This window comes from Mesorhizobium sp. M2A.F.Ca.ET.039.01.1.1 (assembly GCF_003998035.1).
Classification (GTDB): Bacteria; Pseudomonadota; Alphaproteobacteria; order Rhizobiales; family Rhizobiaceae; genus Mesorhizobium.
The window spans coordinates 1-1,838 of record NZ_RZRY01000988.1 but is presented as its reverse complement, the minus strand read 5'-3'; the positions used below and the strand labels follow the sequence as shown (position 1 = coordinate 1,838).

Here is a 1,838-nt window from a genome sequence, read left to right as displayed (position 1 = left end):
GTCCCGCGGGAGAAAAAAGGGATGATGGCATCCCTATTTTTCCGTCGCGAAAGATGAAAACCTGCCTGCCAATCGATCGGTGAGGACCTGCTGCCAGTGTTTCGTGCGCTCGTTGTCGAAGATCAGAATCTGATGCGGCTGGCGCTTATGGACCAGATTCGGGCGAGTCTCGGAAATTGTGTCGTCCTTGGCGCCGAGACGTTGGAAATCGCTGCGCGCGAGCTTGGGAGCGCTGAGTTCGATCTGGTCGTCATTGATCCGGGACTTCCCGGCTTCGACCCGACGCTGGACGCTGATCGCGTGGCCGTTGTCGGCACAATCATCGAAGCCTCGCCAAGCGCGATCCACATCGTCGTAACAGGCTCAGACAAAGATTCTGAGGCCGAAATTTTCCGCCAAATCGGCGCGGCCGGCTATCTCGGAAAGACCGGGCTGGAGCCCGGCGTGTTTAGTGACGTGCTCGACGACATTTCCACCAACGGATTTGCAGTTCGGCTTTCGCGTGTGGCGATGACCATGCCCGACGTTCGCTACTCCGTCCTGACACCCAGAGAACAGGAAATTATCGACATGATGACCCGTCGGGAGCCAAGCATGACGCGTACCCAGTTTTACCAGGTAATGGCAGGTCGCCTCGGCATTGATCCCAGCTCGGCGGAAAAATATTACAAACAGGCGCGGGCAAAATTGATGAAGAACGGACACAGGCTACCGCAGGGTCTTTAATCAGATGTCATTGATGACCGTCCATGGGGTCAAGGTGCCCCTGCGCCCTGACGACGTCTCGCCTGTCATCTGGCAGGCCCTCGACAACGAAACCTATGAAGCCAAGGAAGCCAAGTGGATATCGAAGGCCGTGAAGCCCGGTGATCGCGTTCTGGAACTCGGCTCAGGCATCGGCATCATCACCTCGCTTATCGCTCAGATCCCGGACGTTCAGGTGTGGGCCTTCGAAGCAAATCCGGCGTCGGTTGCCCTTGCCCAGCGCGTCGTCGACGCCAACGATCTGGACAACGTGGTCCTATTGAAAGGGATTCTTGCAGCCGGTCCGCCACGCCCATTCACCTTCTATCTCCGCAAGGACCTCTGGATGTCCTCGATGGACAAAGATCAGGGGCCGTACGAGCGCGAAATGAGGATCGTCTCCACCAACATCGACGACTTCATTGTCCAGCACGGGGCCAACGTCCTTGTTATGGACATAGAAGGCGCCGAAAGGGAACTCTTGCAGCACGCCAAGCTCCCAGGCATCGAGCGAGTCTACCTAGAGCTGCATGATCACTTGTATGGCCTGGACGGAATCCGCGATATCACCCAGGCATTGGCGCTAAAAGGCTACGCTTATGATCCCCGCGGGTCCCGCGGACCGTGCGTGCTTTTCGCCAAGGACGACGGCCCACGTGAATATGAAGAGGTTGAACCAGATGCGGCGTGATACTCTTGCTTCTTGTCTTGCCTTCGCAATCGCCATGGCTGTTGCCGGGCCAACCGCCGGCAAGGGCGCCTTCGCGGATCCCGACACACTCACGCTCGAAGATGCATCGGGCAAGGCCATCCAAACCCTTACCGTCGAGCAGTTGAAGACCGAGTTTCCGCAACAGACCTACGATACGCGCACGCCCTGGACGAAAGAGGACGAGAAGATCGTCTATCGGGGGCCCCTGCTCAAGGACATATGGGCGAAAACCGGGCTCGCCAACGTCGCTAAAGTCAAGGTGGTCGCCTACGACGACTTCGTGTCTGAACTCCGCATGGACGAGATCCAGTCATATGCGCCCATCCTGGCGGTCGAGCGCCAATGTACAAAGGATGACCGCAGCCAAGGACGATGCAAAGGC

The 1,838-nt window shown here is 57.8% G+C and carries 2 protein-coding genes and 1 pseudogene; all 3 read left to right on the top strand.

The genetic code is table 11. From position 1 onward, the window contains the following. The first annotated feature begins 96 nt into the window (after positions 1-96). A complete protein-coding gene (locus EOA24_RS36445; RefSeq protein ID WP_127410735.1) occupies positions 97-726 on the top strand; it encodes a response regulator in 630 nt (209 codons plus the stop codon). Positions 727-730: 4 nt separating this feature from the next. After that, positions 731-1,435, top strand: a complete 705-nt coding sequence (locus EOA24_RS36440; RefSeq protein WP_127410734.1) for an FkbM family methyltransferase — start codon at positions 731-733, stop codon at positions 1,433-1,435. A 34-nt stretch (positions 1,436-1,469) separates the two neighbouring features. After that, a pseudogene (locus EOA24_RS36435) lies at positions 1,470-1,838 on the top strand (hypothetical protein); the annotation flags it as partial.